At 43.3% G+C, this 26,681-nt stretch carries 13 protein-coding genes; 9 read left to right on the top strand and 4 right to left on the bottom strand.

The features are described 5' to 3' along the window. The first annotated feature begins 128 nt into the window (after positions 1–128). From ACOFKR_RS13405 to ACOFKR_RS13440, 8 genes are all read left to right on the top strand, one after another. Positions 129–1,967 (top strand): glycoside hydrolase family 2 protein, encoded by a 1,839-nt coding sequence (locus tag ACOFKR_RS13405; RefSeq protein ID WP_419801311.1) that lies wholly within the window; start codon positions 129–131, stop codon positions 1,965–1,967. Between the two features lie 118 nt (positions 1,968–2,085). Beyond that, positions 2,086–4,050: a beta-L-arabinofuranosidase domain-containing protein gene (locus ACOFKR_RS13410; RefSeq protein ID WP_419801312.1), complete on the top strand. Its 1,965-nt coding sequence runs from the start codon at positions 2,086–2,088 to the stop codon at positions 4,048–4,050. Between the two features lie 153 nt (positions 4,051–4,203). Next, entirely contained in the window at positions 4,204–6,663 is a 2,460-nt protein-coding gene (locus tag ACOFKR_RS13415; RefSeq protein ID WP_419801313.1) for a glutaminase domain-containing protein, read from the top strand. 250 nt (positions 6,664–6,913) lie between these two features. Beyond that, positions 6,914–8,095: a sialidase family protein gene (locus ACOFKR_RS13420; protein ID WP_419801314.1), complete on the top strand. Its 1,182-nt coding sequence runs from the start codon at positions 6,914–6,916 to the stop codon at positions 8,093–8,095. A 16-nt stretch (positions 8,096–8,111) separates the two neighbouring features. Next, positions 8,112–9,194, top strand: a complete 1,083-nt coding sequence (locus tag ACOFKR_RS13425; RefSeq protein ID WP_419801315.1) for a cellulase family glycosylhydrolase — start codon at positions 8,112–8,114, stop codon at positions 9,192–9,194. 164 nt (positions 9,195–9,358) lie between these two features. Further along, the gene (locus ACOFKR_RS13430) at positions 9,359–10,381 is read left to right on the top strand and encodes a glycoside hydrolase family 43 protein (protein ID WP_419801316.1); all 1,023 of its coding nucleotides are present in this window, start codon (positions 9,359–9,361) and stop codon (positions 10,379–10,381) included. A 165-nt stretch (positions 10,382–10,546) separates the two neighbouring features. Next, positions 10,547–11,713, top strand: a complete 1,167-nt coding sequence (locus tag ACOFKR_RS13435; RefSeq protein ID WP_419801317.1) for an aldose epimerase family protein — start codon at positions 10,547–10,549, stop codon at positions 11,711–11,713. Positions 11,714–11,911: 198 nt separating this feature from the next. Continuing rightward, positions 11,912–14,026: a hypothetical protein gene (locus tag ACOFKR_RS13440; RefSeq protein WP_419801318.1), complete on the top strand. Its 2,115-nt coding sequence runs from the start codon at positions 11,912–11,914 to the stop codon at positions 14,024–14,026. A 195-nt stretch (positions 14,027–14,221) separates the two neighbouring features. Here ACOFKR_RS13440 and ACOFKR_RS13445 read toward each other — a convergent pair whose 3' ends face one another. After that, positions 14,222–17,773, bottom strand: a complete 3,552-nt coding sequence (locus ACOFKR_RS13445) for a VCBS repeat-containing protein (RefSeq protein WP_419801319.1) — start codon at positions 17,771–17,773, stop codon at positions 14,222–14,224. Between the two features lie 228 nt (positions 17,774–18,001). Here ACOFKR_RS13445 and ACOFKR_RS13450 point away from each other — a divergent pair, with 228 nt between their 5' ends. Continuing rightward, the gene (locus ACOFKR_RS13450) at positions 18,002–19,324 is read left to right on the top strand and encodes a vanadium-dependent haloperoxidase (protein WP_419801320.1); all 1,323 of its coding nucleotides are present in this window, start codon (positions 18,002–18,004) and stop codon (positions 19,322–19,324) included. Between the two features lie 58 nt (positions 19,325–19,382). Here ACOFKR_RS13450 and ACOFKR_RS13455 read toward each other — a convergent pair whose 3' ends face one another. The 3 genes from ACOFKR_RS13455 to ACOFKR_RS13465 form a co-directional block, all read right to left on the bottom strand. Then, positions 19,383–21,623, bottom strand: coding sequence for a glycoside hydrolase family 2 protein (locus tag ACOFKR_RS13455; RefSeq protein ID WP_419801321.1), 2,241 nt, complete (start codon positions 21,621–21,623; stop codon positions 19,383–19,385). A 235-nt stretch (positions 21,624–21,858) separates the two neighbouring features. Then, positions 21,859–23,298, bottom strand: a complete 1,440-nt coding sequence (locus ACOFKR_RS13460; RefSeq protein WP_419801322.1) for a SusD/RagB family nutrient-binding outer membrane lipoprotein — start codon at positions 23,296–23,298, stop codon at positions 21,859–21,861. A 5-nt stretch (positions 23,299–23,303) separates the two neighbouring features. Further along, a complete protein-coding gene (locus tag ACOFKR_RS13465) occupies positions 23,304–26,492 on the bottom strand; it encodes a SusC/RagA family TonB-linked outer membrane protein (protein WP_419801323.1) in 3,189 nt (1,062 codons plus the stop codon). Positions 26,493–26,681 lie beyond the last annotated feature (189 nt).

Genomic DNA, 26,681 nt, shown 5'->3' on the forward strand with positions numbered 1-26,681 from the left:
TTACGATCGGCTTGACGATTTTTAGGTGCTAAAAGAAGCATATAGATTTGAGTTTACAGCATTAAGCAACCTTGATTGCTGCTGTTTAATAAAATTTAAAAGTGTGTTAACTGTATTACAAACTTCTGATGAAAAAAAAATCCCCTTTAATATTTCTGATTTTCTTGTATTTTTCTGTAAACGCCCAGCAACAGCAATGGCATTTATTGACCGACAAAATCACCACGCCCTGGGCCCGGAAAGTAGATCCGAAAGCACCGCTGCCAGAATATCCCCGGCCGCAATTGGTACGCGGCAACTGGCAAAACTTAAATGGCCTTTGGAGTTATGCCATTATCCCAAAAAATCAAAATGAACCTGCTAAATATGAAGGGCAAATTTTAGTACCTTTTGCCGTAGAGTCAGCTTTATCCGGTGTAGGCAAAACAGTTGGGAAGGACAGTTTATTATGGTACAAAAACACCATCAGCATCAATAAAAATTTAAAAGGCAAAGAAATTTTACTGCATTTTGGGGCTGTTGACTGGCAAACCGAGGTTTTTGTAAACAGCAAAAGTGTGGGTATGCATGAAGGCGGTTATGATCCTTTCACATTTGATATAACGCCGTTTTTAAAAAGCGGTGCCAAACAGGAAATCAAAGTACGGGTTTGGGACCCGACAGATGACGGCCCGCAGCCGCGCGGCAAGCAACTCAAAAAACCCAATGGCATTTGGTACACGCCGGTAACTGGCATCTGGCAAACCGTTTGGCTGGAAGGTGTGGCCAAAACTTATGTAGAAGCAACCAAACAAACCCCTGATATTGACAAACAAACCTTGTCTGTTTCTGCTGAAGTAGCAAATGCCCGGCCAGGTGATAAACTGCGGATTACGGCCATGGATGGCCAGAACAAGGTTGATGAAAAGGTAATAGAGGTAAACGGAACAGCGGAGTTGAACATTCAAAACCAGAAACTATGGTCTGGCGACAGTCCGTTTTTATATGATTTGAAAGTAGCTGTTGTCCGGAGCAATAAAACCATAGACGAAGTAAAAAGCTACTTCGCCATGCGCAAAATTTCCCTTGCCCCTGATGCCAACGGCGTGCAGCGGATGATGCTGAACAATAAATTTGTATTTGAGTATGGCCCGCTCGATCAGGGCTGGTGGCCGGACGGCTTATACACCCCGCCAACAGAAGAAGCATTGAAATTTGATATTGATAAACTGAAGGCAATGGGTTTTAACATGATCCGTAAACACATCAAAGTAGAACCTGCCCGTTATTATACTTATTGCGATAAAACCGGTATGTTGCTTTGGCAGGATATGCCAAGCGGCGATCTGGGCAATCACTGGGAAAACCGCCCGGGCGTTTACGATCGTGCTACTGATAAAGACCGCAGCCCCGAATCTGAAAAATATTACCGTAAAGAATGGAACGCCATTATCAATGCTTTGTATAATCATCCCTGTATTATCGTCTGGACTCCTTTTAACGAGGCTTGGGGACAATTTAAAACAGTTGAAATTACCGAATGGACGATGAAAAAAGACCCTTCCAGACTGGTGAACAGTGCCAGCGGCGGAAACTTTTATGATACCGGGAATATCGTCGATTTGCACAATTATCCGCAACCGGCGATGCCGCGTGCCGAAATTTTCGGCAAAACAAAAGCGGTAGTGTTGGGCGAGTTTGGCGGTTTAGGATGGCCGGTTGAGAACCATACCTGGCAATCAAATAAAAACTGGGGTTATCAGAATTTTAAAAACGGGGAAGATCTTTTTAAAAGATATGACTCCTTTACAGACAGGTTGCTGGAATTGATCAGATTAGGTTTATCTGCAGCTGTTTACACACAAACAACAGATGTAGAAGGTGAAGTGAACGGCTTTATGACCTATGACAGAAAGATAATAAAAATGCCTGTTGAAGAGTTAAAAAAATCTAATGTCCGGTTATACGATCCGACATTGGTAAAATAATATTGATATGCAGGTAAAAAACAATTTTATTTTTCTTCATAAACAAATTTTTTTCACTGCTGCATTGGCTTGTCTGAGTGTGTTTTGTGCGTCTGCCCAAACCCGGGTTACGGCAATAATGGTACCCGAAGTAAATAACCAGCAGTCTAACGCGTATTATGTAAACAACCGTGCGCCATTACAAAAGCAGCATTTTATCAAGCTTCCGGTAGGCAGCATTAAAGCAGGCGGCTGGTTGAAAAAAGCTTTGGAACTGCAACGTGATGGCCTGACCGGCAATCTGGGTGAAATTAGCATTTGGTTATCTAAAACAGACAATGCCTGGCTAACTAAAGACGGAAAAGGCAAATACGGCTGGGAAGAGTTGCCTTACTGGCTGAAAGGTTATGCAGACATAGGCTATATGCTGAACGATCCGAAAATGATAAAAGCCGCTAAGTTTTGGATTGATGCCGTACTGAACAACCAGCGCGACAATGGTGATTTTGGCCCGGATGTACGCCGCAAAGGCAACCGCGATTTATGGACGAACATGCCGATGCTTTGGTGCCTGCAATCCTATTATGAGTTTACCGAAGATCCGCGGGTAATCCCGTTTATGACGAAGTATTTTAAATATGAACTCGCTGTTCCTGACAATGAGTTTTTAGAGGATTACTGGGAAAATAGCCGTGGCGGCGATAACATGCTTAGTGTTTATTGGCTTTACAACCGTACCGGTGATTCGTTTTTGCTTGATCTGGCTGCCAAAATAGACAGAAATACAGCCAACTGGCGACAAAAAGACAATCTGCCCAACTGGCACAACGTAAACATTGCGGAGTGTTTTAGGGAACCGGCCACTTTTTACCTGCAAAGTCACGATCAGAAAGATTTGAACGCCACCTATCATGATTTTAAGCTGGTGCGGGATATTTACGGTCAGGTTCCGGGCGGCATGTTCGGTTCGGATGAAAACGCGCGTAAAGGTTATGATGATCCGCGGCAGGCAGTAGAAACCTGCGGCATGGTGGAGCAAATGACTTCGGATGAAATACTGCTGCGCGATACCGGCGACCCAATGTGGGCAGAAAATTGTGAAAACGTAGCTTTCAATACTTTTTCGGCTGCGTTTATGCCTGATTATCGGTCGCTGCGTTATTTAACTGCACCAAATATGGTCATCAGCGATAGCAAAAACCATCACCCCGGCATTGCCAATGAAGGTCCTTTTTTAATGATGAACCCTTTTAGCAGCCGCTGCTGCCAGCACAACCATGCAGCAGGCTGGGTTTATTTTGCCGAAAACAATTGGATGGCTTCACCAGACAACGGTTTGGTTGCGGCACTTTATACGGAAGGAAAGGTAAATGCAAAAGTTGCCAACGGCACAGCGGTCAGCTTAACAGAAACCACACATTATCCTTTTGCAGATCAGATCAGCTTTACCATCAACACAAAAAAACCTGTTCGTTTTCCGCTTTATTTGCGCGTACCGAGCTGGTGCAAAAACGCTTCGGTTAAAGTGAACAATCGTTTGGTAAAAATAGATTCTAACGTTGGAAGTTACATCCGCTTAGAAAACAGCTGGAAAAACGGCGATCAGATTACCTTGCAATTACCGATGGAACTGCAGGTGCAAAAGTGGACAAAAAACAAAAACAGTATCAGTGTAAACTACGGCCCGTTAACTTACTCTTTAAAAATTGCCGAAAATTATACCCCTAAAAACAGTAAGGCAACCGCTATCGGCGATTCGGGATGGCAGCCAACCGCCGACCCGGAGAAATGGCCATCGTATGAAATCCATCCCGCTTCTGCCTGGAATTATGGTTTGCTGATCGATGAACAGCATCCGGAAAAATCCATTGAAATCATCCATAGAAAATGGCCTCAGGACAACAACCCTTTCACCAATGCCAATGCGCCGATTGAACTCAAAATAAAAGGAAAAGAAATACCCGCATGGACGGTTGACCAATATGGTTTGTGCGGTGTGTTGCCGCAAAGCCCGGTAAAAAGTGTGCAGCCCACTACGCAACTTACTTTAGTGCCGATGGGCGGTGCACGGTTACGGATTTCCGCTTTCCCGGTAATCGACTAAATATGATCAACAAGCAAGTATAAACTTAAACCAGCATACTTCTTTTACACTATAAAAATCATGATGATGGTTTTAGGGTTCATCGCTTATAGATAATAGAATTCAATACCAATTTTTACCTGGTAAAAGAAGCATCACAAAAACAGTATGAAAATGAAAAAACTATTCCTTCTTCTCGTTCTGACCGGAATGCAATATCTGGCAGTTACTGCCCAAAGTTTCCGGGCACCGGCTTATCCGCTCATCAGCCATGATACTTATTTTAGCATTTGGTCTACAACAGATAAACTGACCGGTTCGGAAACAAAACATTGGACGGGCACCAGCCAGTCTTTGACCGGTTTTATAAAAGTAGATGGAACAGCTTACCGTTTTATGGGCGACGAAGATAAAAGCTATAAAACCCTGATCCCAACTTCCGACGAAGAAAACTATCAAGCCAAATACACCGAAACCCAGCCTGCCAACGGATGGGAAAATGTTCAGTTTAACGATGCCGACTGGAAAAATGGAATAGCCCCTTTTGGTGATAACAGTGCCGACAAAACTTCCTGGAGAACAAAGGATATTTGGGTGAGAAGGGTTTTCGACTTAAAACAACTTAATTTCAACAAGTTGTACCTAAAAATCAGCCACGATGATAATGTAGAAGTTTACCTGAACGGCGAAAAAATCTATAATAAAACAGGCTGGATACACAAATTTGAATATATTGAAATTAATGACGCCGTAAAAAAAGACTTAAAAGCTGGTAAAAATGTACTGGCCATTCATTGTGCAAATACTGCCGGCGGATCTCATTTGGATGCTGGTTTGGTTACAGAACCGGTATCAACACAAAAAGCAACAATTTTAGTGGCCGATCAAACTAAGGTAGATATGAACGCTACGCAAACCATCTACAATTTCACCGCTGGTAAAATCGATCTTACGCTGACATTTACTTCACCATTATTGTTGAATGATTTGAATTTGCTATCACGCCCTATTTCTTATATTTCATACAAAGTTAAAGCAAATGATGGCAAGGCACACAACGTGCAGGTTTACTTTGGTGCTTCTACAGATATTGCGGTGAATGTCCCATCGCAACCGGTAACCACGCAAAAATATACTTCCAACAATTTGGCCATATTAAAGGCTGGAACGGTTGAGCAGCCGGTATTGCAGAAAAAAGGTGATGACGTGCGGATTGACTGGGGTTATATGTATGTTGCTGTACCTTCAACTTACGGCAGCAGCCAATATGTAAGCAGTTCTGCGGATGCTTTAAACAACTTTTTGCAAAAACCAACTTCAGCAAGTGTAAAAGAAGGAAAGCATTTGGTGTTAAATACGATTATTCCTTTGGGAAAAGTAAGCAGCACACCTAAAGAACAATTTTTGATGCTGGGTTACGATGATTTGTATCCGATCCAGTATTTCGGGCAAAATTTAAAACCCTGGTGGAAACTCGGTTCCGGAAAAACTATTGAAGGCGAACTGGGCGCAGCAGCAAAGGATTATAAATCGATCTTGAAAAGATGTATGGATTTTAACCAAAGTATGCAAAACGCCGCAGTGGCAGCAGGAGGCGAAGATTATGCCAGGCTTTGTATTTTAGGTTATCGCCAAAGTATCTCGGCACATAAATTAGTTAAAAGTCCGCAAGGCGAGATACTGTTTTTATCGAAGGAAAACTTTAGTGGCGGATTCATTAATACGGTTGATGTAACTTATCCGTCGGCCCCGTTATATCTCCTTTATAATCCTAAATTAATGGAAGGGATGATGAACGGTATATTTTATTTCAGCGAAAGCGGAAAAAATACCAGGCCTTATGCAGCACACGATTTGGGCACTTACCCTCTGGCCAAAGGGCAAACTTATGGTGAAGGTATGCCGGTTGAAGAATCCGGGAATATGCTGATCCTGACCGCTGCAATAGCCAAAGCTGAAGGCAATGCCGATTACGCCAAAAAACATTGGAAAACCTTAACAACCTGGGCAGAGTACCTGAACAAGGAAGGCTTTGACCCCGCAAACCAATTATGTACGGACGATTTTGCCGGACATTTGGCCCGAAATGCTAATCTTTCGGTCAAAGCAATTGTTGGGATTGGCTGCTACGCCAGGCTTGCCGAACAATTAGGCGATAAAGCAACAGCCGAAAAATACAGGAACAGTGCCAAAGAAATGGTGGGCAAATGGATGCAGCTTGCCGATGCAGGCAACCATTACGCACTCACTTTTAACGATAAAAACACCTGGAGCCAAAAATATAATATGGTTTGGGACAAAGTTTTGGGCTTGAAACTTTTCCCGAAATCGGTTTATGACAAAGAAATTAAATTTTATCTGACCAAGCAAAATGAATATGGTTTGCCTTTAGATAGCAGAAAAAGCTATACCAAATCTGACTGGATTTTGTGGACAGCATCGCTCACCGATAATAGGAAAGATTTTAACGCTTTGGTAAACCCGATTTATAAATACGCTACCGAAACTACCTCGCGTGTGCCGATTAGCGACTGGCACGAAACCACAACCGGCAAAATGGTTGGTTTTCAGGCACGAAGTGTGGTTGGCGGTTATTTTATGAAATTACTGGAAGATAAGTTTTCCAAAAAATAGGTTGGGCACTGGCAAACGTTTAAATGTTGTTTATCAATTCTGATACTTCTTTTATCGATATAAAATCCGACAAAATTATGTGGCTAAAAGAAGCATCGGGGTTTTAAGGTGTGAAACAATCTGGTTTTAAATGAAGTATATTTTGGGTTCATCTGCATTTCCATGCTTCTTTTATCGCCATAAAAACCACCCAATTTATATGCCTAAAAGAAGCATTGTAATTTCCGGGCCGAATTAAATTAAGTTCTGAATGAAGTATATTTTGACCGGATTTGTTTATGTTGCATCGTTGCCTGATTTGTTGTTGGGCCAGGTTTCAAAAAAACTTGATGAAACAACTGTTGCTCCGGCAAAAGCAATTGTTTGGGATCAATCAACCCTGAAAAAAGTTGCGCCTTTGCAGGAAGACGGAAATGCAGGTTATGCCCGGATGGTTCAATTGATCAATGGCAAACTGATTTGTGTTTACGAAAGGAAAGGCAATACAGAATGCGTTAAAAGTGCCGATCTGGGCAAAACCTGGTCATTACCCGTCACGATTGCTGCGGCCGTTCCCGGCATCAGCATGTCTGTCCCGGAAGTTTTAGCGTTAAAAGACCGTTCTTTGTTAGTTTCTTATAATCCGCGCCCGTACAAAATCAATGGCAATTGGGACACGACCAAGCGGTTTGCCATCTGTACCAAAAAAAGTTACGATGAGGGCAAAACCTGGACAGACGAGCGGTTGCTTTACCAGGCAGATTATCAGTTTGACAACGGTTGCTGGGAACCATCGCAAATCCAGCTTCCTTCGGGCCAAATACAGTTGTTTTTTTCAAATGAAGGGGTTTACATAGATTCAAACGAGCAGAATATATCTTTATTGAGATCAAACGACAATGGATTGACCTGGACAAAAAAACCGGAAATCGCTTCTTTCCGGCCAAACCACCGGGACGGAATGCCGGTTCCTATCCGATTAAAAGGAACTAATGAAATTTTATTTCCCATAGAGGATAATGCCGACGGACAATTTAAACCTTCTGTTGTCCGAAACAGCATCAGCCAAAACTGGCAAAAACCGGTAGGCCCGGACGACAGGAACAGGACTTTTGCCCTTTCGCCCCGACTGCCGGACAGCGTTTACGCCGGTGCGCCTTATCTGCGGCAATTGCACAGCGGCGAAACTATTTTGTCTTACCAAAGTACTTTAAACCGGATCAATAAATGGGATTTATCCTGTATGCAGGTTGCAATAGGAAATTCCGATGGAGAGAATTTCATCAATACAAACCTGCCTTTCAACATTCCGCTTGATAAACAAAGTTTGTGGAATTCGTTGTGCGTTTTAAACGACGATACAATTATCGCATTAACATCAACCAATGCTTACGGCAACCGCAACGAAGTATGGATGATAAAAGGACATTTAATAAACAGGATCAATCAATAAACTACACCTAAAATACATGCAAATTAAAATTAAACTAAAAGTAATAGCTGCGGCTATGTTCATGCTGATGAGCTTGCAGCTTTCGGCACAGAAAAAAACAACAAGAGCGGTTTGGACTGTACAGAAGGCCAAAACCTGGTATGCGCAGCACCAATGGCTGGTGGGAAGCGATTTTATACCGAGCACGGCCATCAACCAATTGGAAATGTGGCAGGCCGATACTTTTGACCCTAAAACCATTGATACAGAACTGGGTTATGCGCAAGGCATCGGTATGAATGTAATGCGTGTATTTTTACATCATCTGGCTTGGCAGGAAGACCCCCAAGGTTTTAAAAAACGGATGGACCGATACCTGGCCATTTCCAGCAAACATGGCATACAAACGATGTTTGTGTTTTTTGATGACTGCTGGAACAAAGTGCCGAAAACAGGAAAGCAGCCCGAACCTAAGCCGGGGATACACAATTCGGGCTGGATGCAGGACCCCGGTCAGCCTGCTTCAGAAAACCCTGCCAATTTTCCTGTTTTAGAAAAATATGTGAAAGATGTGCTGCGGCGTTTCGGAAATGATAAACGTATCTTGCTTTGGGACTTGTACAACGAACCGGGCAATTCCGACAAAGGCAACAAATCAATGCCTTTGTTAAAGCATACTTTTGAATGGGCCAGGGAAGTAAATATAACACAGCCGATCAGTGCAGGTATGTGGAACTGGTCTTTTGAAGCCCTGAACGCTTATCAGGTTGCCAATTCGGACATTATTACTTACCATGATTATGCGCCCGAGCCGGATCACTTAAAAACCGTGCAGTTTTTGAAAATGCTGGGCCGTCCGCTCATCTGCACAGAATACATGGCACGCCCGCGCAACAGTTTGTTTGGCACCGTTTTACCAATGTTGAAAAAAGAAGATGTAGGCGCGATCAACTGGGGGTTTGTATCGGGCAAAACCAATACCATTTACGCCTGGGACACGCCAATGCCGGACGGCAGCGAACCGAAATTGTGGTTCCATGATATTTTTCATAAAGATGGCACGCCGTACAAAGCTGACGAAACCGAACTGATCAAAAGCCTGACCAACAGAACTAAATAAAATTTCCTGAGAGTCTGTTTTAAATTTAGATCCAAAAAAATTCAATGCTTCTTTTACTCTATAAAATTTAGTGCCCACATCAATTTTAAATAAAAAAGCCACCATTTTTTAGGTGATAAAAGAAGCATCTAAAACAGATTGAAGAAATTTTAAACAGGCTGGTAATGAACAAAAAACGGTTTGGTAACCATCAGCGGCACTGCTTTTTGCTAATAGCGGCATTGTTGATCAATATAAACTGCCGGAATTTATATCGGCCAATAAGATCAGCGGCTGTTGCAAGTTCCGGGATAAATGTGGTGTTAGACCGTAATTTTGCTGATCCGACAGTTATTAAAGCAGGCAACAAATATTATGCTTATGCCACACAAAGCCGTGAAAATGGCAAAATGGTCAATATTCAGGTCGCTTCCTCTTCAGATCATCAGCATTGGCAATACGAGGGCGATGCTTTGCCGCAGAAACCTAAATGGGCATCAAACACACAAAGTTTTTGGGCACCTGATGTATTTTTTGATACAAAGCTGAATAAGTTCGTCCTGTTTTTTTCTGCTGACCCTAATGAACTGACGGGCAAATGTTTAGGTGTTGCTTATGCCGATAATCCGCTTGGCCCTTTTACAGATAAAGGCGGACCGCTGCTTTGCGGAAGCGGCTTTCGGGACATTGACCCAAAAGGTTTTATTGATCCGAAAACCGGCAGGCATTATTTGTATTGGGGTTCTGATTTTCAGCCTTTAAAAGTCCAGGAAATGACGGATAATTGGTCTGGATTTAAACCTGGCAATATTGGTAAAGCAGTAGTTTATCCCGGCAAAGACAAAACCTACAGCCATTTAATTGAAGGTTCCTGGGTTGATTACGATAAAGGCACTTACTATTTGTATTATTCCGGGGATAACTGCTGCGGCATCAATGCCAATTATGCGGTTATGGTTGCAAGGGCAAACAATCCTTTAGGGCCGTTTGAACGTTTGGGCGAAGCAAACCATTCACTCAACAGTGTCATTTTGGAAAAAGACAGCGTTTATTTGGCGCCTGGCCACAACTCGATATTTCAGGATGAAAAAGGCAAAAAATGGATCGCCTATCACGCAATCGAAAGAAGCTATCCGGAAAAAGGAAGGGTTATGTGCATCAACCGAATCGAGTATAAAAACGGCTGGCCGGTAGTGCTGAAACAATAAAACGAACAATGGGCGCATGCTTCTTTTATCAACTTAAAATCAGTATTTTTTATCTTTAAAGAAACATTGCACTTGCCAATTTTTATGCGATAAAAGAAGCATGAATACCGCTTTAACTAAAAAAATCTATCAACTAAAACAGCTATTGACCTTATCCCTAAAAAAATGAAAACAAATTATCTGCTGGCCTTGTCAACAGCTTCGGTCCTGGCCTTTACAGCTTGCAACAATACCTCCAACAAACAAACAACTGCCCAAACTGCTGATAATATGCAGCAAACGGTTTTGCCAGCTAAAATTGCTTTTGAAAAAACAATCGACAATAAAAAAATCGATTTGTATGTGTTAAAAAACAAGAATGGTATGGAAGCAGCCATCACCAATTATGGCGGCAGGCTGGTAAGTTTATTTGTACCTGACAAAAACGGGAAAATGACGGACGTGGTTGACGGTTTTGATAGCGTGGACGGTTACCAGCATTCTACCGAACCTTATTTTGGTGCAACCATCGGCCGCTACGGCAACCGGATTGCAAACGGCAAGTTTAAATTGGACGGCAAAGAATACACGCTTTTTAAAAATAACGGGCCGAATACTTTGCACGGCGGTAAAAAAGGTTATCAGGATGTGGTTTGGGATGCCAAGCAAATCAACGATACCACGTTGCAGTTAACCTATGTTTCCAAAGATATGGAAGAAGGTTTCCCGGGCAATTTGAACGTCAAAGTAACTTATGCTTTAACCGGCGATAATTGCCTAAAGATCAATTACGTAGCCACCACTGATAAACCTACCGTAGTGAACCTGACCAACCACGCGTTTTTCAACCTGAACGGTTCCGGAAGTGGCAGCATTTTAAACCATCAGGTACAAATCAACGCGGATAACTACACGCCGGTTGACAGTACGCTGATCCCATCCGGAAAAATTGAAAGGGTAAACGGTACACCTTTCGATTTTAAAAAACCAGCCACCATTGGTGCACGCGTGAACGACAACAACGAACAATTGAAAAACGGAAAAGGCTACGACCATAATTTTGTTTTGAACAAACACGGCATGAACACGCCGGTGGCTACAGTAAAAGGCGACAAAAGCGGCATTGTGATGGAAGTTTATACGGAAGAACCAGGCCTTCAATTTTACAGCGGCAATTTTATGCACAGTAAAAACAGCATGAAAGCCGGAAAAAAAGACGATTACCGCACGGCTTTTGCCATGGAAACCCAGCATTTTCCGGATTCGCCCAACCAGCCGCAGTTCCCTTCAACTGTTTTAAAACCCGGGCAAACTTACAAAACCGAAAGCTGCTACAAGTTTTTGTCGAAATAAGTAAAGGTAAAGCATAAATTATTAGCACCTGCTTTTTTTGATTTTAAGCTTATTTATATACTTCTTTTATCACCTAAAATTTGGTGGTTTATGATAGGTTTTCTGTCAACAGTTATTACAAAAGCAAAATTTTAGGTGATAAAAGAAGCATCGTAAAATTGTAAACCAAAATTATACAAACCCTTAAAAATTTTGAATATGGAACAGGCAATATCAGGCTTAAATTTAATCAGAAGATATGGCCTGTTCTTCTTATTTTCAGTTTGTTCTTTTTCAGCAAAAGCACAATTATTTCCTGTTGACCGTAAAGGGTATAACCAAAATTCAGGCGTAAAAATAGTATCTAACCGTGATGGCCTTGCTGTTACCTGGCCGGCAGGAAATACCGGAAATGGCCGATTGTTGTTGAACATGCAGAATGGGAAACCTTTATTTAGCAGCATTCAGCTTGGGAAAGAAGGTGCTTACCATATGATTATCGAAAACACCGACCCGGAATTTATTTTGACCAAAGGCAAGCGCGACCTAATTTCGCAAAACGGCTGGAACATTTTTTTTGACAGAGTGCCTTTAAAGCCGCATCAATCTTATAAAATCAATTTTAACAAGAAAACCGCAAGCGTAAGCACTTCCGGCTCGCGCACAGTAATCAGCATAAATGGACTTGAAGCACCAAACTTTAAAGGGAAATTAGAGATCACTTTATACAATGGGCAGCCGCTTTTTAATGTCGCAGCAGTTATTTCTACCCAAATTGATTCTACAGCGATTTTGTATGATGCCGGTTTGGTCAGCACGCAGCAGCCAGCAAAAAATATTTCCTGGAGTGATATTTATGATAAAATGCAGGCCTATAATCCCAAACTTGCGGATACTGCCCAAAATATAGCTGTTAAATACCGAACGATCATCGCCCAAAACCCAACCGGCAGTTTGGCCATTTTCCCGGCACCGCACCAGTATTTTTATCCGTTGGACGAAGCTTTTAACCTGAAGTTTGTGTGGTACGGCAGCAATTATCGTAAAATGCTGCCGGGCTTTGGTTTTGGCATCCGGCAGGATTTGTATGGCGATAACCGTTATGTTCCCTGGTTCAATTCGCCGCCGGGAACGCAGCAACGTTTAAACTTTTTCTGCCTTTTAAATACCGGCAATGCAACCAACCTGCTGACTGATGTAAAAAAATACACGCACAACGATAGCTATAAACCGCTGGCAGGATACAAAACCATGTCGAGTCATTTTCATAACGAGTTTATTTCGCGTGTCGTACTTGCCGGTAAACCTGTGCTGGATACGCCTTCTTTTATTAAGGTATTTGAAAAATTAGGGGTGAATATTGTTCACCTGGCCGAGTTTCACGGAACAGGCCATCCGCGCGGACCGGACGAACAGCGTTTATTAGAGTTGAAAACGCTGTTTGAGCAATGCAGACGCTTGTCCTCGGCAAATTTCCTGTTGCTTCCCGGAGAAGAACCGAACGAATTTTTTGGCGGCCATTGGCTGGAGTTTTTTCCGAAACCGGTTTACTGGATCATGTCGAGAAAAGCCGGTGTACCTTTTATAACTACCGATCAGGAACACGGAAAAATATATCACATCGGCAGCAAAGAAGACATGTTAAATTTATTAAAAGCTGAAAACGGACTGGCCTGGACGGCACATGCACGAACAAAAGGTTCTACCGGTTTCCCTGATGCATATAAAGAAGAAGCTTTTTACAAATCCGACCGTTTTTTGGGTGCCGCCTGGAAAGCTTTGCCGGCCGATCTTTCGCAACCAAGATTAGGAAAACGGGTGCTTGATTTGATGGATGACATGAACAACTGGGGTTTGCATAAAAAAGTGCTGGCCGAATCTGATCTTTTCTCTATCGAGCCGGAGAATGAAATGTATGCCCACGTAAATGTTAACTATTTGCAAATGAACAAGTTGCCGAGTTTCAATTCGGGCTGGCAACCAATCCTTGATGTGCTGCAAAGCGGAAAATTCTTTTCTTCAACCGGAGAAGTTTTGATACCGGAATTTACAGTTGATCACGCACAATCCGGGGAAACCATTCAACTTCCGGCCAATGACATGTGCGAAATCAGTTTTAAAGTTGACTGGACGTTTCCGCTAAATTTTGCTGAAATTATTTCGGGTGATGGCAAACAGGTTTATCGCGAAAAAATCGATTTAAAAGCTACTAAAGCTTTCGGAAATCAAACTTTCCATTTTCGCACCAATTTAAAAAATCGGAAATGGCTGCGTTTGGAAGTTTGGGACGCAGCGGCAAACGGTGCGTTTACACAAACGGTTTGGATAAAATAATTAGGGTTTGCGTTATTGATTGTTCCGGATGTTGATGCTTCTTTTATCGGGTAAAAATTGGTGAGCCTCACCCCGGCCCTCTCCAAAGGAGCGGGAGTTTAGCTGCACAAAGTTTTCAAAGTCCCTCTATTTTGGAGAGGGATTTTGGGTGAGGCCAACTTTCACTCGGTAAAAGAAGCATTCATTTTCAAAAACTTATTTCACCTTGCGTTTATTCCCTTTGTAATCTGTAATAGAAATCGATTCTGCATCTTTGTCCAAAGCCAGCTTACGGGAAGATTGCGATAAAAAAGTAGAGCCGTAATAAAATTCCACATGCTTTTTCCGATTGTTTTTATAGATTACATCCGCACAAAAATCAGTTGGTTTTAAGCTGATGTAACTGGTTTTTGATTTCGGTTTCGCAGCAAAAACTTTCAAACTATCCTGATTTTGGGTAGCTAAAAACAGCATATTTCCGTTAGCCTCATCAACGCAAGCCAAACCTTTTCCATCGCCTCCAACAAAAAAGCCACTGCCTGCAAGGGTATTTGCTTTAAAACCACCTTTGCCGTTTCCGTTTAAGTAAAGCCCGTTAAAAGCATCATGCCGACCGGTAAACGGTTCCATGCCGAAATCGTTGCCAACCATCAGCAAATCCAGTGCGCCGTCCTGGTTTACATCCCGGGCAACCATGCCGTAAACCGGTGCCGTTTGTGTTTCCATTGGCATTGGCCGGATAGCAAACCTGCCGTTTCCCTGGTTTTCGATAAAACTCGTGTTCATGTCGGTTGCTTTCAGGATGATTGCGTTTTGCCGGTCTTCCTTGCTCCACAAATCATCCATTGTGGCGCGGCCGAAACCGCTGTATGTTGGATATTTTTTACGGATACCGGCCACCTGACTGATCAAATCATCGCGCGTGTGCATCGGGAAAGGTTTGCGGCTGCCGTCTTCCGCCTTCATGTAGCAAAAAATCATGGCGTCAAAAGAGCCATTGTTGTCCACATCTTTACCGATAATCGTCATCGGTTCTGTAAAAGAAGCTTTGAAATTAGAGTTCTGGCCCAGGTTTCCGGCAATATAGTCCATTTTTCCGTCGCCGTTAAAATCCCCGGCAACCAAACTGTTCCACCAGCCAACATGCTGTTCCAAACCGGAAGTTCTTTTTACAAAACCGTTTCCGGTATTTCTGAAAAATGTAATCGGCATCCATTCGCCTGCAATAATCAGGTCAACCCGGCCATCGTTGTCAAAATCAGACCACAACGCATCGGTTACCATGCCCGGATGCTGCAAATCGGGACAAAGCTGTTTGGTGACATCCGTAAATTTCCCGCCATCGTTCCGCAGCAAATGGCTGTTGGGCGAAGTGGGATAAGCACCGGAAACCGATCTTCCGCCAACAAACAAATCCAGGTCGCCATCGCCATCAAAATCTGCGGCTTTAACGCACGATCCGTTGTCGTATTCAATCGGTACGGCTGCAAAATCCCGTTCAAACTGTCCTTTTTTATTGTTGATGTAAAGCCTGTCCTGTGCCGAAGTATGGTTTTTTTCAAACTCATAACTGCCGCTCACCACATACAAATCCAGAAAACCGTCATTGTTCGCATCAAACAAAAGTGCGCCCATATCTTCCTCTTCCTTAAAATCTTCGTGCAAAATCCGTTTTGTATCGATGTGGAACCGGCCGGATTTATCCTGCATAAAAAAAGCACCTTTATTGCCGGCCGAACCGCCGATATAAAAATCATCAAAACCGTTGTTATCAATATCACCCACCGCAACAGACGGGCCAAACTGACTTAATTTATGCGGCAAAGTGGGCTGAATGTTGTAATCTATTGCATCTTTTTCTTCATGTAGATAATTGATACCCAATTGCTTGGCTATGGATTGAAAAACCGGGTTTACTTTTGTAAGAATGCCCGGAGCGATTGAACCCATACTGTTTTTATAGGCTATTTTTAAGGTTTGGTTACTTTTGATGTTTTGCAGCAACTGTGTTTTGCCATCAGCCCAGCGGATTCTTAACGAATCGATTGTGGTTGCTGAGCCTAAGCCAAAATGCGCTTTTGCATCATCGGTAGAGAGATAACCGCGACAAGGCTGCTGCTCGTAAAACTGTTGTTTGCCGTCGTAATAAATACGGATTGCAGCACCGATGCCAGCCGTGTTTTGAGCCGTTCCTTCTAAAGCTACACTTAAATAATTGTGGTTTTTGGGAGCGGTTTTCTGGTTGTTCAGCGTATTTTCATAAATAAAAGCAGCTTCATCAATGTTGTTGATCACTAAATCCAGATCGCCATCATTGTCCAGATCAGCATAAACCCCGCCGGTTGAAAACGCCGGTTTGGTAATGCCCCAGTCTGCCGATTGGTTTTTAAACGTATAACCGCCAGCATTTTTATAAGCGTAACTTACTGTTTTTACCACCGGAAAAGAATCGGCACTGGCTAAAGATGTATTTTCTTTAACGGTACGGCCCTGCGCATTGCTGTAAAGCGCATGGTCCAGATCGGTTACATCGCGCGGATAACCGTTGGTAATCATCATATCGCGGTAGCCATCATTGTCAAAATCAGCAACTAATGGCGTCCAGCTCCAATCGGTTTGGTAAACGCCCGCCAAGTAAGCAATGTCGCTAAATTCTGTGTTTCCGCCCGGTGCTTTTCCCTGGTTCAACTGCAGCACGTTGCGGATATACTGCGGCTCGTAGTTATACTTTTTGTTGTCGATGTAAGTAATGTAATTATCGCCCATCAGCATGGTTTTTTTGCGTAGGTTTTCTTCGGGAAGCATTTCCAACGAAATCAAATCCTGCAAACCGTCATTATTGATGTCCACCATATCAGAACCCATCACAGACCAGCCCGTATGTTTAAAATATCCGGCAGCACGGTTGGTAAAAGTTCCGTTTTTATTGTTGATGTACAGCAGATCGTTGGAAATAAAATCATTGCCAACATAAATATCCGGCCAGCCATCTGCATTGATATCCGTAACAGCCACAGAATTGCCAAAACCTTCCATCACAATGCCAGCCTCTTTGGTTACATTGGTAAAAGTGTTGTTGCCATTGTTTCGGTACAAACGATCATTGTTGACTGCTTCGCCATGTGCCAGTTTTGGGCGATAAGCAACCGGCGTTCCTTTGTCCAGCACGTTGGTCAGCACGTAAACATCCAGCAAACCGTCATTGTTATAATCAAAAAAAATGGCCTGCGTGCTATAACCGTTATCATCCAAACCATAGCTTTTGGCTGATTCTTTAAAAGTTGGCACACCGTCTTTATTCAGTTTTTGGTTGATGTATAACATGTTTCGGCGTTTGTTCGGATCAGGGTCAAAAGAAGCACAAACATAAATGTCAGGCCAGCCATCTGCATTAATATCTACTACAGAAACACCTGTGCTCCAGCGGTTTTCGCCACCAACGCCTGCAGCATCCGTAATATCCTGAAACTTTAAACCGCCTTTATTGAGGTACAGTTTATTGGAAACTATGTTGCCCGCAAAGTAAATATCGGGTAATCCGTCATGGTTAAAATCACCGATGCCAACACCCGCGCCGTTGTACAAATACGGATGGTTCAAAATATTTAAACTGTCACTTTCGGTAATTTTGTTGTTAAAATCGATATTTGTTGACGATTCTGGCAAGAGCTTAAAAAGCGTGTTTACATTTTTTTCTTTGGAGCAGGAAGTCAGTACAAGAACGGCAAGAATAATTGGCCATTTTAGCCGGGTAAAAGAAGTAAACATGTTGGTTCTGTTGGTTTTAGCATCCGGATGATTGTTTTAATGATCCGCAAAATCATTAAGCTTTTATAGCTTTAGCCCTGTAAAGGAAATAGATTTTGAATATTAAAATTCGGCAAATCCTATCGAAAGTTCCCCATATCGTATCACATCCGGTTTGCAAATGATTATCGTTTGAATATCCATTAATTTTGGCTGATATTATAACCTTTTATTTGTATTTGCCCAACGATGTTTAGATTATGCTTCTTTTACGGCATGTTTTTACTGCTGTTCACTTCCTGCAAGAGCAACCAAAACTGGAAAAAACTGTCTGAAAACCCGGATTACATTCACCGCTCCATCAATGAAGTAACCGATGTAATGTTGTTTGATATTTACTCGCCGCCGGTTGCCAGTCGTGTTTACGCATACATCAGCGTGGCGGGTTATGAAGCGGCAATCAACGGGAACCCAAAATATCTTTCGCTTGCCGGGCAATTAAACGGATTGAAGAACCTGCCTAAACCTGATCCGCATAAAAAATACTGTTTTAATCTGGCAGCAGTGCAGGCAATTTTATCGGTTGGTAAAAAACTGGTCAATTCTGAAGGACGTATTGAGGCTTTTCACACTAAAATGATGGCCGAATTTAAGGAGACCGGAATGCCGGACGAAGTTTTTGAAAACTCGGTGGCTTACGGAAATCTGGTGGCAAAAACAGTATTGGGCTGGGCTGCAGAAGATCATTATAAACAAACGCGCTCGCTGTCTAAATATAACGTGATGACAGATGAGGGATCATGGAAACCAACTCCGCCCGCTTATTTTAAGGCAGTTGAACCGAACTGGAACAAAATCCGGCCATTTGTGATAGATTCTGCGGGGCAGTTTAAACCTTTGCCAGCGATAGCCTTTTCATCAAAACCAAACAGCGAGTTTTATAAAATGGCCAAAGCCGTACATGACGCCGGAACGAATATTTCTGCAGAAAACAAACAAATTGCTGATTTTTGGGAGTGTAACCCATTTACAATGAACACCAACGGGCACACCATGTTTGCGATCAAAAAACTATCGCCGGGTGGCCACTGGATCAATATCGGTGCGCTGGCGTGTAAAAAAACACACGCTGATTATATTAAAACCGCTGAAACTTACGCCTGTTTATCAGTGGTTATTGCAGATGCTTTTATCAGCTGCTGGGACGAAAAATACCGCAGCAAAGTGATCCGGCCGGAAACGTATATCAACCAGTACATGGATCAAAACTGGATGCCGCTGCTGCAAACGCCGCCTTTCCCCGAATATACCAGCGGGCACAGTGTTATTTCTATGGCTTCGGCGGTGATGCTGACGAAGTTGTTCGGTGATAATTTTAGTTTTGCCGATGATACGGAAGTGCCATTTGGCGTGCCGGTACGCCATTTTAAATCGTTTGAAATTGCGGCCAGAGAAGCTGCCATTAGCCGGTTTTACGGCGGCATCCATTATATGAATTCGATTGAAAACGGCCTTACCGAAGGAAATCAACTGGCAATATTTGCTTCCCAAAAAATTAAAACCAGAAAATAATAATGCTTCTTTTACCTGCCTAAATTTAGGCAGGTAAAAGAAGCATATAGAAACGGGACTATGGTTTTGTGCTGCTCATCACCGAAATACCGGCATCAATATACTGACCTCCGCCATCCTGATGGCAATGAATGGCAATTATGTTTTTTCCATTCGGGATCAGCGCATTCTTAGCGGCCTGGGTAATTTGTGAAATAGCATAACCGGATGTTGCGCCACCCAGATCAGCCGCTTTAACACCATTGATATACACCACTGCGCGATCATCATGGCTAACACTTAAAACCAGGTTATCTTTGATTTTAGAAAGATCGCCCATTGTAAATTCCTGCCTGATCCAGATATCGTGCGAAGTCCAATTGGTTTTTATTATTGCTCCCGGTGTTCCTGCAGAACCAAAACCAGCCTGTCCATTTTGCCAGTTGCCATCATCAAAGCCGGGTTTAAACCAACTGGCAGAATCTGGTTTTGTTAAGGAATATTTCCAGTTGCGTGCATTTTTTTCTGATGTTGGCAGCACTTCCGTGAGGTACAGATTTTTGTTGATGGCTGTATTGTTAGCGGCACGAATGGTCTCTGCCGGACCTTTAACCACCGCACGATCGTAAGTCAACAGGCCGTTCAGCTCAACCTCAACATCTGTAATTTCTGTATAAACTGCCGCACTTAAACCATTATTGGTTTTAAAAACAGCCAGATCGTTGGCAAAATCGGTGTACAGATCGGTGTATGCTTTCTGGTTGTCCATCATAATATAAGTTGGTCCAGATTTCCAGATATGGTTCGGGATGATGTAACCAATGCCACCATATTCGCCACAAGCCAACGCTTGCACTTTGTTGTTTTGCGGTGCGGCCGGCGGCGGGTAACTGTGGATATCGTACACATCCCCTACCCCAAAATGTCCGCCGCCACTGGCCTGATTGACCAACCGCGAAGGATCTAATTGATGCACCATGTTCACTAATTGCGGCGTGTTGTGCTGCCCCTGGCCTTCATTAAAAACCACCCACATAATGATGCTTGGCGAGTTCCAGTGCAGTTGCACCAGTTTGGTCAACTGCGAGCGAAAAGCGGCCGTATCCACCGGCGGCACATGTTCGGTATAAGAATTTGGCGACGGCATATCCTGCCAAACCATCAAGCCCAGCTTATCGGCCCAGTAATACCAGCGGTAAGGCTCTACTTTGATGTGTTTGCGCACCATGTTAAAACCAAAGTTTTTCATGGCCACGATGTCGGACTTTAAAGCTTCATCAGTTGGTGCGGTATAAACACCGTCCGGCCAGAAACCCTGGTCAAGCGGGCCTAATTCAAACAAAAATTTGTTGTTTAAAAACAGCTTTTTGTAGCCGTCCTGCTGCTCCACAGAAATTTTCCTCATCCCGAAATAGCTGGAAACGGCATCTGTTGTGGCACTTCCTTTTTTCAGGGAAATTTGCATATCGTACAAAAACGGACTATCCGGCGACCATAATTTTGCGTTTTTTACCGGAACGATGATTTCCGTATTCGGTTTTCCGGTGATGGTTTGGATGACCGAACCGCCGTCTTTTATCTGAACATTTACCTGATAACCGGCAGCATTGGCCGAAGTGATCACCAGTTTTACTACAGACTTGTCTATATCAGGCACAATTTTAATATTCTCGATACTGGTTTTTGGTACGGGTTCCATCCAAACGGTTTGCCAGATGCCGGTGGTGGATGTGTACATAATGCCTTGCGGATGCAGCGTTTGCTTGCCGCGCGGCTGTCCGCCATTGTCCGTCGGGTCAAAAACACGAACTGCTATTTCCTGCTCGCCGGTTTTGGTTAAGGCAGAGGTAATATCAAAACTGAACGGATCATAACCGCCGGTATGTATGCCCATGCTTTTGCCGTTGATAAACACTTCGGATTCATAATCCACTGCGCCAAAATGCAGCAAAATCTTTTCGCCCTTCCAGGAAGCCGGAACGGTAAATTTACGACGATACCAAATCCGGTCGTGCTGTTCCATCACCCCGGAAAGTGCAGATTCTACCGCGAAAGGCACTAAAATGGAACTTGCTAATTTGCCTTTTGGCATAGTTTCCTGTGCCGAAGTCCCGGGCTGATATTCCCACAAACCATTTAAGTTCAGCCATTTTGAGCGCACCATTTGCGGCCGCGGATATTCGGGCAATACATTTTTTGGCGATACGTTTTTAGCGTACTCTGTCATCAATTTTGCCTGTTTCGGCTCCCATTGCTGCGAAAATGCCAGAGAAGGCAAAATCATCAAAAATGTAAAACGTAAAAATTTTCCGGTGTTCATTAAAGCAGATTTAGTTAAGGATTTAGTTTTAAAGGTGGTTATAACCTGTGCTAAATTAAATAAATTGCTTTTTGTGCTGAATGCCAGGCAACAATTGATTGTATTTGTAGAAAATTTGAGGCTATTTGTGGCTTTACAAAAAAGTTAATAGGATTTTGGGGTGATAAAAACAGTATTGCAACTCAATGCTGTTTTTATCACCTAAAAAACAAGGTATAAAGTTTATACCCTGTTGTCAATATACATCAAACCAAAGTTTTGTAGTAAGTGCATCGGGCCCCTGCCGGGCAACGGCGGCGGCGTAATTAATGCCGTTCAGGGCTTGTTCTGTGCCGGGATAGATAAAGCGGACAGGGATTTTCCCGTTTAAAGCACCGGCCACCGCGGGCTGCAACTGCGGATAATCCAGGCGCCGCCATTCGGCAAAAGCTTCTAAACCTTGTCCGAAAAGGGCAATCCACTTTTGGTTGCCAATGGATTTTTTGAAGTTTGCCGCATCATACTGTACTGCCGGAAGAGCGGTGTAAATGGCCGCATCAGCATCTGCAATACCATATTGTTTTAAGGATGCGCCGATGGCCTGCGTGTAAAGTGAGGCTGCGTTTTCTGTTGTAAAACCACGTGCGGCAGCTTCTGCACGGTCAAACAAAACTTCAGCATAACTCATGATTACGGCCGGTGCCTGCGGTGCCAAAAAGTACGTGCCCGGCTTTGAAGTTTTGGTCAACCCAAAATTACTGGCATCACCAACCAGCAGCCCATTCGGCAGGCCTACGTACGTTTGCGGTGTGGCCACTTGTGTTTTGCTGGCGTAGATGGGCAGGCGCGGATCATTTAAAGCAAAAAGTTGATCAACCATGGTTTTGCTGATGCGGTAATCATCACGCGTATCAAACAAATTGCTGATCGGGTTTTGATTTGGCGAAGTTTGGTAAACCAATTGCGCAATTTCTGCATTGGAGCTGATATATGTACCGCCTTCTGTTTGGATATCGGCCAAGACCTGCTTGCTTTTTGCCGGTTCCCGATCAGCAATGCGCAATGCAATACGTAGGCGCAGCGAGTTGGCAAATTTTTTCCAGAGTGAAATGTTATTGTTATAAATGATATCGCCCCCAATCGGTTTTCCTGCAGGGTCAAGTGCTGTTTGGGCAGTTTTCAAATCGTCCAGCAAAGCAAAATAAACATCTTTTTGCGCATCATAAACCGGTGTTAAATACTGATCTATTGCTGCTGATTGCTTATAAGGTATATCACCATAAGCATCCGTAAGCAATAAAAAAACCCACGAACGCAGCACCAATGCCACACCTTTATAATTTGGGTTTGCCTGCGCATTTGCCAGTTGGATAATCTGGTTCAGGTTGATGATGCTTTTGGAATAACCAACTGTCCACAATTCCTGAAAAGCACTGTTTGTATAAATGTACCTGTCCGGATCGGTGTACTGGATTTTGGCCCAATGCTGCACAAAAAGCAAACTGGCGTCCATATTATTTGCGGTGCCCCAATAGGTATCAGCGGTAAGTTTGGTTGCGCCGGTAAGCAAATAATCCGGCTGGGCGTTTTGTGCGGCAGTTGGGTTTTGGTTAAGGTTGACCAAATCTTTTTTGCAGGATGAAACTGCCCAAAAAAAGGTGGCTAAAAACAGTATGGCAGTATATTTAAGTTTCATGATTGTTAAAATCTAAGGTTGAGGTTAAAACCAATATTACGTACAGTTGGCAGCGTAAGGTCTTCCAGACCCTGGCCGTTGCCGGTGTTGAAAGCTGTTTCCGGATCAATATTCGGAACGTTTTTATGGATAATCCACAAATTCCGGCCTACAACAGATAGGGTTGCAGCCTGCATCCCGGCAATTTTTGCCCAGCGTGCAGGGATGGTGTAGCCCAGCTTAACTTCACGAAGTTTTACGTAGGAAGCATTGTACACAAATGCTTCATCCACATTGGTAAAACCTTTATAGTAAGATTGTGCAGGCAAAATGGTGGTATTTTTGCTGCCATCGGCTTTTACACCATCAAAAACCATCCCGTCGTGATAAACGGTTTCCCCATTTGGCGCAGCAGCACCATTACTTACCTGAACTGCCGTGGCCGAACCTACATTGCCTGGATAATAATAACTCAGTCCGCCGTTTGCAGTGCCCCGGCCTGGCAGAGTAGAAGCCAAAACACCGGTATAAGTACCTGTGCGATTGGTATTTGAGTAGATAGAGCCTCCTGCTCTAACATCAACCAAAAAACTAAGCGACAAGCTTTTATAACTAAAACTGTTGTTGATGCTGCCCTGCCAGTTTGGTGTGTATTTGCCCAGATATTGTTTTGTATTGTTAATTACCGGTGTGCCATTAGCGCCAATGATAATTTGCCCGGCAGCATTACGGGTATAAGTTGTGCCAAAAAGTGTACCGTAAGGCTGGCCTAAAGCTGCCAGCACCTGCACCGTACGATCGGTCCCTAAAATGAAACTCTGCAAATTACCTTCTGCATAAAGCGAAATCACTTTGCTGCGGTTCATCGAATAATTGGTTGTGATATCCCAGGTAAAGTTTTTGGCTTTGATTGGCGTAATGCCTAACTGTACTTCCAACCCTTTGTTGTTAATTTTACCACCGTTGATCAGCTTTTGGCTGTAACCGGTTGTTGGGCTTACATCTACATTCAATATCTGGTTGATGCTGTTTGTATTGTAAACACTTGCATCCAGGTGGATCCTGTCCTGAAAAAAACCAAGTTCAAAACCCGCTTCGCCGGAAGTTGTTGTTTCCGGTTTTAAGTTTGGGTTAAGCTGGATGCTGTTGATACTTTGCTGCGGGTTAGCATTAAACGGTGCTGTAAAATTGTAAGTAGTAATTAATTGGTAAGGCATAGTTGCTTTACCTACCTGAGACCATCCGCCTCTTAATTTAACGTAGCTGATCGCATCACTTTTAAAATCCAGCGCATCAGAAAGCACCAAACTGCCGTTTACCGAAGGGTAAAAATAGGACAGGTTTGCTGCCGGCAACGTTGAGGACCAATCGTTACGGCTGGTTAAATTGATAAACGCATAATTACGGAAACCAACTTGTGCCGAAGCAAACAAACTATTGGTTTGCAGCTTGCCGTATTCATTAAGCGATATTAGCGGATCGCGCGAATTGCTTAACGTGTATAAACCCGCAACCGCCAGTTTTGGTGCAACCTGATCATTCCGTTCGTTTAAGATTGAACTGATGTTACCGCCGGCCAGTAAATCAAGCGAAAAATCTTTGTTCAGCTTTTTGGTGTATTGAAGCCGTGCTTCTGTGTTGGTTTCATTAACGGTATAAGCATCTTCTTCATAAGAGCCAAATGGCGTTCCGCTTGTGCCGTAGGCTATTTTGAGTTTACGGCGATCATTATAATAATCAGTGCCGATGCGGAAGTTGGCCGATAAACCATCAATAATCTTATAATTCAGTTCTACACTTCCGATCAACCGGTTTTTGGTTTGATTGGCCGTGTTTTCGTAAGCCAGAAAATACGGATTGCTGTAATAGCTGTTGTTCCAGTTAAATGTGTTTCCGTTGGCGTCGCGGTAGTTTTTTAATTGATTGATATCCACCTGGCGGCCAAACCACGTAAACTGCAGCATGGTACTGGTTGCCCGCCTGCCGCCTGCGCCCGGCAAGTTTGGCGCATCATCTTTTATGTAATTGGCAATGGTGGTCAGCGTTAATTTTGGGTTGAGTTTAAAACTGCTGTTCAACAAAAAAGAACTTCTGTTTTGAGATGAATTTGGCACCACTCCGCTTTGGTGCAGGTTGTTGTACGATATCCGGAAATCATATTTATCGCCATTGCCTGACAAAGCAACTCCATTGTTCAACGTTACCCCTGTTCTGAAAAAATTGCGCACATTATTTGGATGCGCCACAAAAGGCACCGCTTGTCCGTTAGAATAAAATTGCGGTATCAGCGAACCATCCAGTGCCGGTCCCCAGCTTTCGTCCACGCCATCATTGATGCCGCCGCCTTTGCCATCTACATAACTAAACTTACCGTTAGAACCTTGTCCATATTCGTTTTGATATTTGGGCAAGGCAAGCAGATTTGAAAAACTGGTATTTGAATTCAAGGTGATCCCTAATCCTTTTGATGACCTTCCGGTTTTTGTTTTGATCAGAATAACGCCATTTGCAGCCCGATAACCGTACAAAGCAGCGGCATTCGGCCCTTTTAATACCGTAACGGATGCTATATCTTCCGAATTCAGATCTGATATGGCATTAGAAAAATCCCTCGAACCGCTTGTGCCCAAAAATTGTGAGTTATCCACAATAATACCATCTACCACAAAAAGCGGCTGGTTGTTGCCGGAAATAGAGGTTTCGCCACGGATTACAATACGCGATGAACCCATATCACCCTGACTATTAGTTACCTGCACACCGGAAATTTTACCGGCCAGCGCATTAACCAGGTTGGTTTCTTTTGCTTCGGAAATGTCTTTCGCTTTTAAAGCCTGCACCGCATAGCCCAAAGACTTTTTATCTTTTGAGATGTTTAAAGCCGTTACCACAACCTCGTTTAGCGTGTTGACCGCGTCCTCCAAAATAATCTGCAGGTTGGTTTCGCTTTGTTTAACGGTGATGTTTTGAGTTTTGAAACCGATGTAAGTAACCTGTAATACATCATTTGCCTTTGCTGTAACAGAAAACTTTCCGTTTGCATCGGACTGTGTCCCGGCCGTAGTGCCGGCAACAAGGATGCTTACACCGGGCAGTGTTTTGCCGTCAGACCGGGCCGTAACCACACCGCTTACCCGGATAGCTTGTGCGCCAGCAAATTGAGTACAAAATAATGGCAACAGCAATGCCAGCAACAGTTTGTAATTTTTGAACATAGTAATAGTTAAAAAATGGTTTTAGGCCTTTGTTAAATTCCCGCATCAGTTATATGATGCTTCTTTTATCGGTATAAATTAGGTGGCTTAATTAATTTTTGACAGGAACAGATCGGCAGTAAGTGCAAAAGTTGTGCAGCAGGTAGCTGGGTGAAGATAAAAAGTAAAAGTGGTCATGCTATTTTATAA

The sequence above is a fragment of the Mucilaginibacter sp. genome, from assembly GCF_965201005.1.
Lineage (GTDB): Bacteria > Bacteroidota > Bacteroidia > Sphingobacteriales > Sphingobacteriaceae > Mucilaginibacter_A.